General features: G+C 59.5%; 14 protein-coding genes. 8 read left to right on the top strand and 6 right to left on the bottom strand.

Features of this window, described 5'->3' with window-relative positions; translation table 11 throughout:
• Positions 1-5: 5 nt before the first annotated feature.
• The 4 genes from ACR0AD_RS05885 to ACR0AD_RS05900 form a co-directional block, all read right to left on the bottom strand.
• Complete coding sequence (locus ACR0AD_RS05885) at positions 6-581, bottom strand: DUF924 family protein (protein WP_480476775.1); 576 nt, start codon at positions 579-581, stop codon at positions 6-8.
• Between the two features lie 109 nt (positions 582-690).
• Complete coding sequence (locus tag ACR0AD_RS05890; RefSeq protein WP_480485322.1) at positions 691-1,968, bottom strand: MFS transporter; 1,278 nt, start codon at positions 1,966-1,968, stop codon at positions 691-693.
• A 108-nt stretch (positions 1,969-2,076) separates the two neighbouring features.
• The gene (queA, locus tag ACR0AD_RS05895) at positions 2,077-3,126 is read right to left on the bottom strand and encodes a tRNA preQ1(34) S-adenosylmethionine ribosyltransferase-isomerase QueA (protein WP_480485320.1); all 1,050 of its coding nucleotides are present in this window, start codon (positions 3,124-3,126) and stop codon (positions 2,077-2,079) included.
• Positions 3,127-3,168: 42 nt separating this feature from the next.
• Complete coding sequence (locus tag ACR0AD_RS05900; RefSeq protein WP_480485318.1) at positions 3,169-6,543, bottom strand: YhdP family protein; 3,375 nt, start codon at positions 6,541-6,543, stop codon at positions 3,169-3,171.
• Between the two features lie 80 nt (positions 6,544-6,623).
• Between ACR0AD_RS05900 and ACR0AD_RS05905 the strand changes: the two genes are divergently transcribed.
• The 7 genes from ACR0AD_RS05905 to ACR0AD_RS05935 all read left to right on the top strand — a co-directional run bounded on the left by ACR0AD_RS05905 (position 6,624) and on the right by ACR0AD_RS05935 (position 12,661).
• On the top strand, positions 6,624-7,085 hold the full coding sequence (locus tag ACR0AD_RS05905; protein WP_480485316.1) for a peroxiredoxin: 462 nt from the start codon (positions 6,624-6,626) through the stop codon (positions 7,083-7,085).
• A gap of 89 nt (positions 7,086-7,174) precedes the next feature.
• On the top strand, positions 7,175-7,993 hold the full coding sequence (locus ACR0AD_RS05910) for a ferritin-like domain-containing protein (protein WP_209597550.1): 819 nt from the start codon (positions 7,175-7,177) through the stop codon (positions 7,991-7,993).
• Between the two features lie 173 nt (positions 7,994-8,166).
• Positions 8,167-9,498, top strand: a complete 1,332-nt coding sequence (locus ACR0AD_RS05915) for a DUF5930 domain-containing protein (protein WP_209503613.1) — start codon at positions 8,167-8,169, stop codon at positions 9,496-9,498.
• Complete coding sequence (locus ACR0AD_RS05920) at positions 9,488-9,988, top strand: bactofilin family protein (RefSeq protein ID WP_209596778.1); 501 nt, start codon at positions 9,488-9,490, stop codon at positions 9,986-9,988. The genes ACR0AD_RS05915 and ACR0AD_RS05920 overlap by 11 nt, the downstream gene beginning before the upstream one ends.
• Before the next feature lie 118 nt (positions 9,989-10,106).
• Positions 10,107-10,928: a M90 family metallopeptidase gene (locus tag ACR0AD_RS05925; RefSeq protein WP_480485314.1), complete on the top strand. Its 822-nt coding sequence runs from the start codon at positions 10,107-10,109 to the stop codon at positions 10,926-10,928.
• A gap of 102 nt (positions 10,929-11,030) precedes the next feature.
• Positions 11,031-11,720, top strand: a complete 690-nt coding sequence (aqpZ, locus tag ACR0AD_RS05930; protein WP_209503607.1) for an aquaporin Z — start codon at positions 11,031-11,033, stop codon at positions 11,718-11,720.
• Between the two features lie 98 nt (positions 11,721-11,818).
• Positions 11,819-12,661: an alpha/beta fold hydrolase gene (locus ACR0AD_RS05935; RefSeq protein ID WP_480485312.1), complete on the top strand. Its 843-nt coding sequence runs from the start codon at positions 11,819-11,821 to the stop codon at positions 12,659-12,661.
• Between the two features lie 41 nt (positions 12,662-12,702).
• Here ACR0AD_RS05935 and ACR0AD_RS05940 read toward each other — a convergent pair whose 3' ends face one another.
• Complete coding sequence (locus ACR0AD_RS05940) at positions 12,703-13,260, bottom strand: peptidylprolyl isomerase (RefSeq protein WP_209503603.1); 558 nt, start codon at positions 13,258-13,260, stop codon at positions 12,703-12,705.
• A complete protein-coding gene (locus ACR0AD_RS05945; protein ID WP_209503601.1) occupies positions 13,253-13,759 on the bottom strand; it encodes a peptidylprolyl isomerase in 507 nt (168 codons plus the stop codon). The genes ACR0AD_RS05940 and ACR0AD_RS05945 overlap by 8 nt, the downstream gene beginning before the upstream one ends.
• Before the next feature lie 133 nt (positions 13,760-13,892).
• Between ACR0AD_RS05945 and ACR0AD_RS05950 the strand changes: the two genes are divergently transcribed.
• The gene (locus ACR0AD_RS05950) at positions 13,893-15,083 is read left to right on the top strand and encodes a phosphoglycerate kinase (RefSeq protein ID WP_209596781.1); all 1,191 of its coding nucleotides are present in this window, start codon (positions 13,893-13,895) and stop codon (positions 15,081-15,083) included.
• The last annotated feature ends 30 nt before the right edge of the window (positions 15,084-15,113 follow it).

Consider the following 15,113-nt stretch of genomic DNA (forward strand, 5'->3'; position numbering starts at 1 on the left):
CGCGTTCAGCCCGTAGCTTGTAGTTCGCGCACGGTCGTGCCGTACCCGCCCATATCGACATAGGCAGTTTCATGCGGAGTCGAGCTGCGGGACAGCGCCGCGTTCCGATACGGGAAACGACCGAACTTGCGGATCACCTCGCGATGCGCTCTGGCGTGCAGCAGGTTGCTTGCGTCGCTGCTCATGTTTTGGCAGATCAGACGCACGCAGCGTTCCTGATCACACAGGTTTTCCGAGTGCATCATGGGCAGGTAAAAGAACTGTCTGGCTGGTTCGTCGATCTTCTTGTCCCAGCCTTTGTCGACTGCGCATTTCGCCGCCGCCAATGCCGCACGATCGGTCGAGAAGGCACGCGCCTCACCTCGGAACATGTTACGCGGGAACTGATCTGTCAGGATGATATAGGCCAGCGCCCCGCTGGGATAAGTCAGCCAGAGCGAAAACCGACCCGCTGCCGCTGCTTCCCAAGTTGACTGAAACCGCGCCCGAATGTCTGCGTCCAGCGCCTCATTTTCAATATACCAGCCCTTAGGGCCAACTTCATCTAACCAAAAACTCAATACTTCTTCAGGCGTTACCATTGCCTCAAACTCCGTCAATTGCCCGCGCCCCAGACGTAACGTCATTTAAGTCCCTTTTACAGAACTGTTACAGTAACATATTGCAACACAACCGACATAATTTCGTGTCTCAAGCGGTTTCGCGCGCACCTTCTTCGAACTCTGCTTCTGCCGCCTCTATGGCAACTTCCTGTGCAACCTCGAATGCAACGGGCGATGCAGTGGGATAAAGCGTCGACATGGTGCCGGTTTCATCAACAGGAACTGCTGCACGCTGGGTCATCCGGTAGACCGAATAGGCGGCCAATGCGACAAGCAACACGGCAATGATCAGGAAAAAGCCCGGCGGGCCAAAGACTGCGTCACCCATCAGCCAGCCTGTGATAACGGGTCCGGTAATTGCCCCAAGGCCGTTGATGAAGATCAGACCACCGGATGCCGCGGCCATATCCTCGTATTCCAGAAAATCGTTGGTGTGCGCAATCAGCAATGAATACAAAGGGTTGGTCATTCCGCCGATCACAAAAGCAGACGCCAGGAGGATTTCGAAGGAAAAGCCATAAAGCATACCACTGACGGCGCCAACTGCTCCGGTTGCCGCGACCAACAGGATCAGGAAACGCCTGTCCATCCTGTCGGAAAACCAGCCCAGCGGGTATTGCAGGACAATTGCCCCAACATAGAACGCCGCCACAAATGCCGAGATTTCAACCAAGGACAATCCGGCCTGAGCCCCATAAACCGCCGACATCCCGAACTGCGCCGAAAACACGCCCCCCAGCAGGAACATGCCGACACACCCCAGCGGAGAGCTTTTCATCAACTCCCGCAACGTCATCGGCTTGGTGGTATCGAACGCCGGAGTTGGTGAGATCGACAGCAAAATCGGTGCGAAAGAAACCGAAACAAGGATCGAGGCGATCACGAATGTTTCGTACCCGGCCGGGTCGCCCAACAGGAAAAGGCCCTGCGCGCCGATGATACCCAACATCTGAACGATCATGTAAAGCGACAGGGCCTGCCCGCGGTTTTCATTATTGGCTGCGTTGTTGAGCCAGCTTTCCGCAGTGACGTAAACACCCGAGAAACAGAACCCGATCACCACGCGCCCCAGAACCCAGGCAATCGGGTCTGCCAGCATCGGATACATGATCATCACGGCCGAAATGAAAGACGCCAGTGCCGCAAAGACCCGCACATGGCCAACACGCCGGATCATCTCGGGCGCAAGCCGTGAACCGCCCAGAAAACCAACGAAATAAGCTGACATTACAAAAGACATCTCAAGGGTCGAAAATCCCTCAAGCTGTCCACGAACACCCAGGATCGTGCCCTGAAGGCCGTTTCCGACCATCAGCAACCCCATGCCGAGCAACAATGCCCATGCGCTGGACAGAACCTGAATCATTTGGGCCTCCGATAGGTGCCAACCTTGTTTGAGTTTTGTTCTGCGATCAAAGACCGCTTCCATCGCGCTTGTCTACGACATTCCCTGTCGGTGATGCCGTATGCGCGCCTATCCGGGGATCAAAAGCGACGCATCGCCATAAGAAAAGAACCGGTATTTCTGTGCGATGGCATGGGTGTAAACCTCGCGCATCCGGTCCTGACCCATTAACGCTGAAACCAGCATCAGCAGCGTGGATTTTGGCAGATGAAAGTTTGTCATCAGCGCATCGGTAACGTGAAACCGGAAACCGGGATAGATGAAGATATCGGTGTCACCTTCCCACGGTTCGATCGTGCCCGAACGCGCAGCACTTTCGATCAGGCGCAGGGCAGTGGTGCCCACCGGGATGACACGCCCGCCAGCAGCTTTGGTGGCCTGTATCTCGGCGACAGCCTCGGCGCTGACCTGCCCCCATTCGGCATGCATCTTGTGGGTTGTCACATCCTCGACCTTGACCGGCAGGAAGGTTCCGGCGCCAACATGCAGGGTCACATGTGTGACGGCGACACCCCGTTCCGACAAAGCCTGCATCAGGGCATCGTCAAAATGCAACGAGGCGGTCGGCGCTGCCACCGCACCGGACTTGCGGGCCCAGATGGTCTGATAATCCGTCTTGTCCTGCTCATCGGCCGGACGTTTGGCGGCAATATAGGGCGGCAACGGCATCGCACCGGCCTGATCCAGCGCCTTGTCGAAATCCTGACCGCTGAGATTGAAGCGCAAAAAGGCCTGCCCGTCTTTCACCCGATCCAGCGTCGCGCTCAGATCGGCGGAAAACACGATCTCTTCCCCCGGCTTCACTTTCTTCAGCGGCTTGATGAGCGCAGACCAGGTGCCATCGGCCTGCGGATCCAGCAGAGTGGCCTCGACCCCGGCGGAAACCGGGCCTTGCGCGCTGTCCCTGTGGCGCCGCCCGTTCAGACGCGCCGGGATAACGCGTGTGTCGTTCAACACCAGCCGGTCACCCGGACGCAGGAAATCGGGCAGATCGAACACGTGGCTGTCCACTGTACCACCCCCCTGCGCCACAAGCAGGCGCGCAGAGGATCGCGGGCAGGCAGGCCGCGTGGCAATCAGGTCGTCGGGCAGGTCGAAATCAAAATCGCTGAGCTTCATGACCGCGCCTTACAACCCCACAAAAGATTCGGCCATATCCCCTCAGCGGTCACTGGGAGGAGAGCCAAAAGTCGGTTTCGGCTCGTCAGGTTCCACCGGCGCAGCATTGGGGCCGTCCGAGACCGTTGGCGCAGGCTGACGCAAGAGATCACGCAGAAACAGGGGCGCCAGACCAGACAGAGGGTTCACCGCGACTTTGGGCGAGGATATCGGCCCGGTGAGAGTGTAATTGAACCCAAAGACGCCTTCACCCTTGCGGGTAAACACGCTGCCAACGGCATTTAGAAGGTAAATCGGTGAAATCGCCCCCCGCAGGTTCAGCAGGCTGTTCACGGTGTCGATTGTGCCATCAAACGAAAGCCCCATTGACGGGCCAACAGCGCTGCCACTCAGCACTTTGATGTCGGTGGGCGATATCCTCATGCGGCTGTCAATCGCCGAAAAGAAGATCCCCTGCCCGGCCATCTCGTCCAGCAGACCAACAAGGCTGATCGCGTTCAGGATCGCGGCCATGGCCGGGGCATCGGTGATCCGGGTATTAACGATCTTCAGGATCACGTCGTAACTGCCGGGCGCAGCTACTGGCTCAAGCTTCAGGTCCAGATCACCGCCGCGCGCCTGTGTCAGAACCCCGGCTGATCGCAAAACGGCCCCCGCGTCTTTCGACGTCAGGTCAACGGCGCTTCGATTTCCTCGCGGGGTGACTTGACCGGAAACAGCCGCACCGCCGTTCACCCGCGCTGTGAAGGTGCCATTTACGCCACCGGTTGTCTGGAACGCCCCCCGGAAACCTGTCAGCGCGACAGTTTCGGTGACCTGAAGACGGTCCAGTGCCACGTCCAGCTTCGGCCCGGGGGCCCCGCCGCCACCCGATCCTCCGCCGCTTTCCCCGAAATTCGCACGCCCCATGTTCAGCACACCGCCTAAGACGCGGATATCCGGGACAGCAGCCCCCCGCCCGATCAGTTCCGCCGGAACCGCCAGCCAGCCCCCCAGATCGAACGAGCTGAACTGGACACGGTCATATTCACCGTTTTCGTGAAAAGAAATGGATGCGGTTGTGCGCAGTCCCGCTGCGTTGATCCGCAGGTCGTCCACTTTCAACTGCGCGCCCAACGTCGCGTCGGCAGTCAGCGATCCTTTGGTGTTCGCCGCCTTGCGCCAGCCGAGTTCAGGGATGGCTAGCGCCACGCCCTGAAGGTTCGAAACAACAGACAGTTTCGGAGGTGCCCCAGCGCCCAGGCCCAGTGTAATATCGGCAACCCCTTTGCCCGTCAGCATCCCCGGCGGCAGGCCGGCCCTGATCTCATCCATCAGACGCGGGGACAGTTCGATCTGGCCGGTCAAGGTGCTGCGCTGTTCGGTTTCGCCGTCAATAGGCTGCTGCCAAAGCGCCTCTAGCGGAACATCGCCGAACTGCCCCAGTCCCTGAATCTGAACGCCCGAGTGATTGCCGGAAATATCTAGCATCGGGGCACTTACGGAAAATCCCGGCACCAGACGGTCACTGGACAGATTGGCCAGCGTTCCGTTGAAGTGAAATTCGGTATCCTGAAACTTCAGCTCTTTTATCAACGGCAGAGACAGCGTTCCGGTCAACGCAACCGTGCCTGTGGCAACGTCAACGGGCAACCCGGCCTTGCTCAGCAATTCCAGCGGCGGTCGGTCCAGCAGCGACAACGCAGAGGTCACGCTGCCCTTTGCCTGAATACGCGCGATGCCGGGTGCGGATTTCTTGATATCCGTGTCAGGTATGATGAAGGACGTCCCCGCGGCATCCACACTCCCCCCGTCATCGGCGATCACCACCCCGTGCTGCGCAGTGACCGTAAACCGGCTATCGATCAGACTGGCCTGCCCCTGTGCATTCTCGATCGGCGGCAGGGTCTTGGCAAAGCGGACCTTGGCCTGTTCAAACCCGAAATCAAGATACAGATCCGGTTTGGAACCGGGTTCCAGACGCAGGGCGAAATCCATGTCTGACAGAACCCCCTGATAGAGGTTTTCCGTCACCCATTCCCGCGGCTTCGGTGCCAGACGCTCGGGCCAGTAGCTCAGAACATTGTCCGAGCTCATCTGATCCAGATGGGCATCCAGCGCCACAGCCCAGCCATCGGGACGCCCGTGCAATACCCCGAAGGCGCGCACGGTGTGGCCCGGATCCTCGATGGTCATCTGGCCAAGGCGCAGCTGGAACGGGTTGAACGCCATCTTGAAATCCACGCTGGCACGCGACAGCTGAATCGGCTCTGGGAACAGGTTCGCCGGGTTCACATTGATCCCGGACAAGCGCAGCTGCGTCTCCAGACTGTCCAGCACACCGTCTTCAGCCCCTTGCAGAAATGCCTTTCCATCGGCCTGAACTGTGCCCCAGGCCGACACCACCGACACCTCATTGAAGTCCAGCATCTGGGCTTTCGGGTCATAGGTGAAATACGTGCGGGCAGATTCGAAAGGAACAGGGCGCGTTTCCGGGTTGGGCTGCACCGCCCCGGCCCCCAAATTTAGGGTTGCGAACACGGTTCCTGTGGCCCCGTTCTCATCGACACTGCCCCGCAAAGCCCCTGAAATCGGTGCGCGCAGAACCTGCAACCAGGCAAGGGCCGGGCTTTGGCCTGCTATGTCTTCGGCCGGAAGATCGGTGACCGAGATGCCAAAACTGGCGGCAGGCGTGCCCAGTACGCTGGTATAGTTGGCTTCGATACTGCTGACATAGTCACGCCCGGCCAGAACCGAAAACCCGGTCGCAAGCCGCACTTCGTTGTCACTGCGGTTCGCCTGAATATGCCCACCGTCCAGAACCCACGACCGCCCCTGCCGCAGGTCGCGGTAATCCAGCGTAATCGCATCAAGTTCGACCGAGGTCAGCGCCGACAGGAGCGGGGACTGAAACACCTCGTCCGATCCCTCGATCAGCTGTGCAAGGTCCGGCGCTTCCTGCACCGGCGCGCTGCCCGATCCCACGGTCAGGGTCAGCGCCCCGTCCTGATCGCGGGTCATGGCGATCTGCGCGCCGCTCAGAATGATGCGCTTGGGCCGGACCTGACCGCGCAGCAAGGGACGCATGGCCAGGCTGGCGCGCATATCGGATACCTGCGCAATCTGCTGGCCTGCGGCGTCACTGATGGCAACATCGGTCAGCCGCAGACGGGGGCGCCAGCCTTCGTGGATGATGAAACTGACGTCTCCAAACCGGATTTGCAGCCCGCCCAGCGCCCGTTCCAGCCGGGCTTCGACCCTGTCGCGCAGCCACACAGGTGCGTGCATCCTCTGCCCCACGACCATGAAACCGGTGAACATCGCCAGAAGCACCAGCACGATGGCCCCACGCATGGCCCACAGACCAGCGGTGCGGCGGCGCGACCGACGGCGCACAGGCTTGCCCGGCTTTGCTTCGTCGTCTTCGTGCTGCTTCAATTTGCTATCCACGCCTTCCAACCCGCACGCGTTGCCCTATGATGAAGGGCAGCCTTTAAAAACCTTTAGCGGAGTTTCCAATGCCCGACGTTTCAGACATCGCCCCCGACTTCACTTTGCCGCGCGACGGCGGTGGCGAGGTGACGCTTTCGGCGTTGCGCGGTGGCACCGTGGTTTTGTTCTTCTATCCCCGTGATGATACGCCGGGCTGCACCAAGGAATCCATCGGTTTCTCAGAGCAGCTTCAGGCGTTTACCGAGGCAGGGGCTCACGTTTTCGGCATTTCGCGGGACAGCGTCGCCAAGCATGACAAGTTTGTCGCCAAACACGGGTTGACCACTCCGCTCTTGTCGGACGAAGGCTCGACCGTCTGCGAGGACTATGGCGTATGGGTTGAAAAGAACATGTATGGCCGGAAATCGATGGGGATCGAGCGATCAACCTTTGTCATTGATAGCGAAGGACGCATTGCCAAGGTCTGGCGCAAGGTCAAGGTGCCCGGCCACGTGGAAGAGGTGCTGGAAGCGGTGAAAGCGATCTAAGCCCCCCTCGACCTGCCGCGCCATCCGGTCTATCACCCGCGCTGACATGCCAAAGGCGGAGCGACCCGGTGCCCAAAACACTGACACAGATGGCGACAGAGGTTCTGACAACAGCGGACGGGCGGGCCAAAACCGCCCTGTCCAAAGCCCATGCCGCCGCGTGGTTTGCCTCCCGCAAGGCCGAGGGTGAACCCATCGAGATCGGCACCGCATCACCGCCCCTGTCCCCCGCGCGCCCGGACAAGCCCGCGCTGTTGTCCCCGCGTGAGGTACCCAAACGGAAACCAGGTACCGAGGCCGGGCGCATTGCCCTGCTACACGCGGTTGCCCATATCGAGCTGAACGCTGTCGATCTGCACTGGGACATCATCGCGCGCTTTGGCCATGTACCCATGCCCATCGGGTTCTACGATGACTGGGTGAAATGCGCCGAAGAAGAATCGCGCCATTTCGAGATGGTCTGCGATTGCCTGGAACAGATGGGCAGCCACTATGGCGCCCTGCCCGCCCATGCAGGCATGTGGCGCGCGGCCGAGGACACCGCAGACGACCTGATGGGACGGCTGGCCGTTGTTCCCATGGTGCTTGAGGCGCGTGGGCTGGATGTGACCCCCGGCATGATCGAGATATTCCGCAAGGCCAAGGCCGAGCAGGCCATCGCCGCGCTCGAAGTGATCTATGCCGAAGAGGTCGGCCACGTCGCTTACGGCTCAAAATGGTTCCACTTCCTGTGCGGCCGCGAAAATGCCGACCCCAAGGATGTGTTTCACGCGCTGGTCCGGCGGTACTTCCACGGTGTTCTCAAACCCCCCTTCAACGAAGAAAAACGGGCCGAAGCCGGATTGCCCCCCGATTTCTACTGGCCCCTGACCGAAGACCTGCCCGCGCCCGGAGACCTCTCGAACTGACACTTCTGCGTTATTTTCGGCAAAATCTCGCCGATCTTTGGGGGATTTCAGCGCCGTTTGCACTTGATTGGTCAACAAACTTGCCCGAACGCCGCTGCCGCTTTATGCAATCGGCGCAAGGGACGGCAGGCACTCACGACCGGTTCCGATCTTGGGGATGAAAGGTAGGGCGCGTGCGAACACGTCTGACAATAAAACTGCACTCACTGCTTGAGAGGCATTTCCCGGAACGCCGGGTCTTTCTGAAATCCGACAAGGACACAAGGTTTATCCGGCTCAGTTCGGAAACTCAGGTGGTCGCAGTGGCCGGAGTTGCCGTCATGGTCGGATGGACAGCGGTTGCGACAGCCATACTGTTGATGGACAGCATCGGGGCCGGGAATTTCCGGGAACAGGCAAAGCGCGATCAGGCCATCTATCAGGAACGCCTGAACACCCTGTCGGCAGAACGCGATTCCCGCGCGCATGAAGCACTGGCCGCTCAGGACCGGTTCAATGCCGCGCTGGACCAGATTTCCGCGATGCAGTCGGAGCTGCTGGCCTCGGAAAACCGTCGCCGCGAACTTGAGACAGGTATCGAAGTTATCCAGACGACATTGCGCGCCACGATGAAGCAGCGCGAAGAGGCGCGCTCAGAGCTGGCCCAATTGAAACAGGACACCAGCGGCTCTGATATGTATGCCGCGGTTTCCAGCGCCCCGGTACAGATGGCCTTCATGACCGACGCCTTGGCGAGGACGGCCAAAGAACGCGATCTGATCGCCTCCAACGCGCAGGACGCGCTGGAACAGCGGGACGATCTGGAACTTGAAATCCGTCTGATGCAGGAACGCAGCGACGAAATCTTCCGCCAGCTGGAAGAGGCGATGGTCATCTCGGTCGAACCTCTGGACAAGATGTTCCGTCAGGCCGGAATGCCCACCGATCGCATCATCGAAGAGGTCCGGCGCGGATATAGCGGTATGGGCGGTCCGCTGACCCCTTTATCCCTTAGCACACGCGGCGAAGAAGACGAGCTTTCGCCCGAAGAAGTCCGCGCAAACACGTTGCTGCGCCAGATGGATCAGCTGAACCTGTACCGGATTGCTGCGGAAAAGGCCCCCTTCGCCAATCCCGTACATTCTGCCGTGCGTTTCACCAGTGGCTACGGCAACCGGCGTGACCCCAAGTCCGGTGGTCGTCGGCAGCATAACGGTGTCGATTTTGCGGGACCGCAAGGCACCGATATATTCGCGACCGCTGATGGTGTGGTCACGCATGCCGGCTGGCAATCAGGCTTCGGACGCCTTGTGAAGATCAAGCACGCGTTCGGAATTGAGACACTTTATGCTCATAACACCAAGATCAACGTAAAGGTCGGCCAAAGGGTCTCGCGCGGGGATCATATTGCTGATATGGGTAGCACCGGACGGTCCACCGGCACGCATCTGCACTATGAGGTGCGCGTGAACGGAAATCCCGTAAACCCAATGACTTACATCAAGGCTGCGAAAAATGTTTTCTAAAAGCAAAATCAACGAGCCCGCACCCAAAGCACCTGAGGCGGCCAAACCTGCCGCTCCGGCGACCCCAGCGGCCCCTGCTCCGGCTGACGCGAAACCTGCAATGGCACCCAAACCCAAGCCGCCGGCCTCGGTTCTGTCCTCGGATCTGCACATCACCGGCAACATCAAGACCAGCGGTGACATTCAGGTGGAAGGCACTGTCGAAGGCGACATCCGCGCCCATCTGCTGACCATTGGTGAATCGGCAACGATCAAGGGCGAAGTCACCGCAGATGACGTTGTGATCAACGGTCGCATCGTTGGCCGCGTGCGTGGTCTCAAGGTTCGCCTGACCTCGACCGCCCGTGTCGAAGGTGACATCATCCACAAGACCATCGCCATTGAAAGCGGCGCGCATTTCGAAGGCTCGGTTCAGCGTCAGGACGACCCCCTGAACCCCGGCCGCAGCGCCAAAGCCGGATCGAACCCGGCGGCAGAAGTCAAGCAGTAAGCAGACTGCATTTCTTGTCAGGACGCCGTGGGGAAACCCGTGGCGTCTTTTCTTTTGCGTGCCCGGTTGATCCGGGTTTCCCGTTTTCGTCCCTAACTGATCACGCTACAGTCGATCCATGTTGCTTTTTCTGACGGTTGTCGCGCTGATCGCTGGCGCTGCCGCCTTTCACTTCTGGTCGAAACGACAAACCCGCCTGACCTTGCTGGCCACGTCGCTGTCCCGGCACCAGCGCGATATTGTGAACGCTCAGGTGCCGATAATCCGGAAACTGCCCAAAGACCTGCGCGGGGCGCTGGAAGGAAAGATCAACCTGTTTCTTGATCAGGTCGATTTCGTCGGCTGCGACGGGCTGGACGTCACCGAAGACATGCAGGTGTCGATTGCCGCACAAGCCTGTCTGCTCGTGGTGAATACGGACCAGTGGTATGACAACCTGACGACCATTCTGGTTTACCCCGGTGCCTTCAAGTCAAAACAGCGCCGCCACAGTGGCTATGTCGTCACCGAACAGGAAATCATCCGCAGCGGGGAAAGCTGGAACCGCGGCCCCGTGATCCTGTCCTGGGCCCACAGCCAGCGCGGTGCCCTGAATGATCACGATGGCCGGAACGTCGTCTTTCACGAGTTCGCGCACCAGCTTGATGACCTCTCGGGCGCAACCAATGGTGTTCCCGTGCTCAGCAATGGACAAAGTTTTGGCGAATGGGAAACCGCCTTTCTGAACGGTTACAAGACACATGTTCACGCCGTGGAAAACGGAAAACCCACAGTGATCGATCCCTACGGCGCGGAAGGGCACGAAGAATTCTTTGCCGTTTCGGTCGAAGTGTTCTTTGAACGTCCACATGCACTGAAATCCTCTGACCCGGCAATCTATGAACAGCTGTCAAAGCTTTTTCATCTTGATCCCGCTCAATGGCACAGCGGTCCGTTCTGACCCGATTGAGGAAGCGTCGAAAAAAATTCCCCGTTCGCAACAATTTAACATAAGCTAATTCTTGAATTACGGTTAACCTCATTATTGGGCGGAGGATTTTCTATGTCATCGAAACTACTTGCCGAGTTCTTCGGCACGTTCTGGTTGGTTCTGGGGGGCTGCGGCAGTGCCGTTCTGGCGGCTGGTGTGGCAGATGTCGGCATCGGTTGGCTTGGTGTTTCCTTTGCCTTTGGCCTTACCGTTTTGACGATGGCTTACACGGTCGGCCCAATCTCGGGCGGGCATTTCAACCCGGCCGTCAGTTTGGGCCTGATGATTGGAGGACGGTTTCCGGCCAAAGACCTTCTGCCCTATTGGGTTGCACAGGTCATTGGCGCAATTGCCGCCGCAGTGGTTCTGTACCTGATCGTCAGCGGGGCACCCGATTTCGCTGGTGTCGGTGGGTTCGCGTCAAACGGGTATGGTGAGGCCTCACCACAGGGATATTCGTTGATGTCGGCTTTGATCATCGAAATCGTGATGACCGCTTTCTTCATTCTGATCATTCTGGGCGCGACGTCGGACAAGGCACCCGCCGGGTTCGCTCCGATTGCCATCGGTCTGGCGCTGACCCTGATCCACCTGATCTCAATTCCGGTGACGAATACCTCCGTCAACCCGGCGCGCTCGACCGGCGTTGCCCTGTTTGCCGACGGCCCTGCTTTGGCTCAGCTCTGGCTGTTCTGGGTGGCCCCCCTGATTGGCGGCGCAATCGGCGCTTTGATCTGGAAAGCAATGTCCTCGGATGACTGATCCCCGCGGGAAAGGTAATTATCCCGTTTACTGAAAAACACGGTATCCTTCCGTCAAATCTGGCTAGGTCACGGCCTTTGGTTCAACGGGAGGATACAATGAAGATATTTACCACAGCACTTTTCCTAAGCTGCGCCGCGACGGCAGGCTGGGCCGAAGACAAATGGCTGAGCATCCCGCAAGTCCCCCAGATGCCCGCCGCCACCGAGGCGGGCACGGCAGAGATCAACGGCATCAACATGTATTACGCCACGTATGGCGAGGCGGGCGGCACCCCGGTTCTGATGATCCACGGCGGGCTTGCCCATGGCGATGTCTGGGCCGCGCAGGTTGCCGACCTGTCGCAGGACCACAGGGTGATTGTGGCGGATACGCGCGGGCATGGACGATCCACCAACGATGGCAGCCCCTATTCCTACGCGTTGTTGTCGCAGGATTATCTGGCGCTGCTGGATCATCTGGGGGTCGATCAGGTGCACTTGGTCGGCTGGTCCGACGGGGCAAATATCGGGTATTCAATCTCGACCACCAACCCGGATCGGCTGGCCAGTCACTTTGCCCACGCAGGCAATGTCACGCTGGACGGGATCGATCCTTCGGTGGAAACCAACGAGGTGTTTGGCACTTACGTGGGCATGATGGCCCAAGATTATGCGGCCATGTCCCCCACCCCTGACGGGTTCGAGGCATTCCTTGGTGGGGTTGCCGCCATGTGGGGCACCGAAAAACCCGGCGGGCTTGAGGCGCTGTCATCGATCACCGTCCCGACACTCGTGGTTCAAAGCGTACATGACGAGGCCATTCTGATGGCGCATTCACAAGCAATTGCTGACGCGATTCCGGGCGCCAAGTTGCTTGTTCTGGAAGATGTCAGCCACTTCGCATCTTTTCAGGATCCCGGTGCCTATACCCGTGCCATCCGCGATTTCATCGATCAATAGGCCAAAGAAAAAGCCCGGCGCTTGAGCCGGGCTAAATCATCTTATTCGGTAACGGTGACTTTTTTCATCACATCCGGTGCACCGATGATCGCACCGTTCTGGCCTTCGCCCCGCTTGATCGCGTCAACCACATCCATACCGTCAGTCACCTGACCAACCACGGTATACTGGCCGTCCAGAAACGGGCCGGGGGCGAACATGATGAAGAACTGCGAATTGGCCGAATCCGGATCGCTGGACCGGGCCATGCCGACAACACCCCTGTCAAAACTCACGTCCGAGAACTCGGCAGGCAAATCCGCGCGATCCGACCCGCCGCGCCCGGCATAGCGCATGTCGAAGCCGTCCGCGCCCGAGTTGCCGTATTGCACGTCGCCGGTTTGCGCCATGAAGCCATCGATTACGCGATGAAACACGACGCCGTCATACTGACCGTCAGCGGCCAGAGCGGTGATCTGTTCCACATGCTGGGGTGCCACATCTTCGAACAGGTCGATCGAGATTGTGCCATTGGCCCCTTCCCCTTCGACCTCGATCTGCAAACCGCTGGCCAGCGCCGGGCTTGCCAGCAAGGCAAAAGCCGCAGCCAGTTTATGCATCTGCGGCCACCTTGACGCTGATCATGCGGTCTGGGCTTGCAGGCGGCTCACCGCGTACGATGGCGTCCACATGCTCCATACCGTCGATGACCCGGCCATAGACCGTGTACTGACCGTTCAGGAAGTGATTGTCCTTGAAGTTGATGAAGAACTGCGAATTGGCCGAATCCGGGTTCTGCGAGCGCGCCGCGCCCAGCGTGCCGCGATCATGGGGCAGCTTGGAAAATTCTGCCGGAACATTCGGCAGCGACGAACCCCCGGTGCCCGCCATGCGCAGGTTGAACCCGTCTTCCATATCGCCATGCTGCACGTCGCCGGTTTGCGCCATGAAACCGTCGATCACACGGTGAAAGGCCACATTGTCATATTCACCGCCACGGGCCAGTTCCTTCATCCGCGCACTGTGCAGAGGCGCTACATCCGGCAGCAGCTCGATGACGACATTGCCGCCTTTCAGCTCGATGATGATTGTGTTTTCGGGGTCTTTGATCTCGGCCATGAGGCCCTCCTGTCGTTTATCTTGCGCAAATACCTATGACGCACGCGTGCGAATGCCAAGTGACGCATTGACCTGAGGGCAAAATGCAGGAAAAGAACCGCCTAAATCGGTTGCCAATGACAAGGATCGCACAATGGGCTGGAAAACACTGGACGATATGGACCTGAACGGCAAACGCGTGCTGGTGCGTGTGGACATCAATGTGCCCGTGGTTGACGGTGTTGTGACCGACGCCACCCGCATTCAAAGGATCGTCCCCTCGGTGCGCGATATTCTGGCCGCTGGCGGCAAACCGATCCTTCTGGCTCATTTTGGCCGTCCCGGTGGCGAACGGCGTGAAAGCCTGTCACTGAAACAACTGGTCCCGACTTTGGAAAGCGCTTTTGGCGCAAAGGTTCTGTTTGCTGCCGATTGCGTCGGGGCCGAGGCGGAACTGGCCGCCGCTGCCTTGCAGCCCGGTCAGGTCCTGCTGCTGGAAAACACCCGCTTTCACGCGGCCGAAACCAAAAACGACGCCGATCTGGCCGCTGGCATGGCCAAGCTGGGGGATATTTATTGCAACGATGCGTTTTCAGCCGCGCACCGCGCCCACAGCTCAACCGAGGCCATCGCCCGTCTGCTGCCTGCCTGTGCGGGCCGCCTGATGCAGGCCGAGTTGCAGGCGCTGGAAAGCGCACTGGGTGCACCCAAGCGCCCGGTAACGGCGGTTGTCGGCGGCGCCAAGGTCTCGACCAAGCTGGAACTGCTGGGCAACCTGATCGACAAGGTCGATTATCTGGTGATCGGTGGCGGTATGGCGAACACATTCCTTGTCGCCCAAGGTATCAGCGTTGGCAAATCACTGGCTGAAACCGCGATGAAGGACACCGCCGCCGAAATTCTGGCCAAGGCCGAAAGCTCGGGCTGCCAGATCGTCCTGCCGCGTGACGTTGTAGTGGCCGAGAAATTCGAGGCCAACGCGCCCCACAAGGTTCTGCCAGCCGATCAATGCCCTGCGGATGGCATGATCCTGGACGCGGGCCCTGAAAGCGTCGCCGCGATTACCGCGATTTTCGACAAAAGCCAGACCCTGATCTGGAACGGCCCGCTGGGCGCGTTCGAGCTGGAGCCGTTCGACGCAGCCACCAATGCCGCGGCCCTGAAAGCCGCGGCCCTCAGCCGGTCGGGTCAGCTGATTTCGGTCGCAGGTGGCGGTGACACGGTTGCGGCGCTGAACGCGTCGGGGGCGGCCAAGGATTTCACCTATATCTCGACCGCAGGCGGTGCGTTCCTTGAATGGATGGAAGGCAAAACCCTGCCCGGTGTCGCTGCGCTGGAACAATAAGTGACGCTGACCGCATTTGGCCGCTTGTCA

It is taken from the genome of Ruegeria sp. BH8, assembly GCF_056538065.1.

Bases quoted from the DNA above. Each gene is read 5' to 3' on its own strand.
- ACR0AD_RS05885 (WP_480476775.1), bottom strand. From the start codon at position 581: ATGGTAACGCCTGAAGAAGTATTGAGTTTTTGGTTAGATGAAGTTGGC.
- ACR0AD_RS05890 (WP_480485322.1), bottom strand. From the start codon at position 1,968: ATGATTCAGGTTCTGTCCAGCGCATGGGCATTGTTGCTCGGCATGGGG.
- queA (WP_480485320.1), bottom strand. From the start codon at position 3,126: ATGAAGCTCAGCGATTTTGATTTCGACCTGCCCGACGACCTGATTGCC.
- ACR0AD_RS05905 (WP_480485316.1), top strand. From the start codon at position 6,624: ATGCCCGACGTTTCAGACATCGCCCCCGACTTCACTTTGCCGCGCGAC.
- ACR0AD_RS05910 (WP_209597550.1), top strand. From the start codon at position 7,175: ATGGCGACAGAGGTTCTGACAACAGCGGACGGGCGGGCCAAAACCGCC.
- ACR0AD_RS05920 (WP_209596778.1), top strand. From the start codon at position 9,488: ATGTTTTCTAAAAGCAAAATCAACGAGCCCGCACCCAAAGCACCTGAG.
- ACR0AD_RS05925 (WP_480485314.1), top strand. From the start codon at position 10,107: ATGTTGCTTTTTCTGACGGTTGTCGCGCTGATCGCTGGCGCTGCCGCC.
- aqpZ (WP_209503607.1), top strand. From the start codon at position 11,031: ATGTCATCGAAACTACTTGCCGAGTTCTTCGGCACGTTCTGGTTGGTT.
- ACR0AD_RS05935 (WP_480485312.1), top strand. From the start codon at position 11,819: ATGAAGATATTTACCACAGCACTTTTCCTAAGCTGCGCCGCGACGGCA.
- ACR0AD_RS05940 (WP_209503603.1), bottom strand. From the start codon at position 13,260: ATGCATAAACTGGCTGCGGCTTTTGCCTTGCTGGCAAGCCCGGCGCTG.
- ACR0AD_RS05945 (WP_209503601.1), bottom strand. From the start codon at position 13,759: ATGGCCGAGATCAAAGACCCCGAAAACACAATCATCATCGAGCTGAAA.
- ACR0AD_RS05950 (WP_209596781.1), top strand. From the start codon at position 13,893: ATGGGCTGGAAAACACTGGACGATATGGACCTGAACGGCAAACGCGTG.